1 protein-coding gene is annotated in these 291 nt (G+C 60.8%); it reads right to left on the bottom strand.

Going from position 1 to position 291, the window contains the following annotated elements; genetic code table 11:
* On the bottom strand, positions 1–188 hold a 188-nt coding region (locus CWO89_RS45420; RefSeq protein ID WP_130232075.1), incomplete at its 3' end, for a hypothetical protein.
* Between the last annotated feature and the right edge of the window lie 103 nt (positions 189–291).

Below are 291 nucleotides of genomic sequence, written 5' to 3'. Positions count from 1 at the left end.
GCAAGCTTGCCCAGAAAGTCCTGAATCACCGTCTCATAGCTTGCCATGAATTCACTCTCGTCCTCCATCTGCGCCCGCGCCTTGGTGCCGTCCGCCTCCAGCTTCGCCTTCTCCTCCTGGTAGTGCGTCGCGCCCATGTTCAGGCCGGCTCCCGGAAGCTTAAAGGCTTCTGTTGCGATTGTGCCCATGCCATTCCATCTCATCGCCGCCTGCTGGGCAGCTGTCTGTGCCTGGACAACGCGCGTAAACTCAAGAGGGTCCGTCGTGCTATCGGGCGCGTCCAGCCTAAGC

Origin of the sequence: Bradyrhizobium sp. Leo170 (assembly GCF_004296405.1) — a bacterium.
Classification (GTDB): domain Bacteria; phylum Pseudomonadota; class Alphaproteobacteria; order Rhizobiales; family Xanthobacteraceae; genus Bradyrhizobium.
This window is presented reverse-complemented; position numbering and strand designations above follow the sequence as displayed.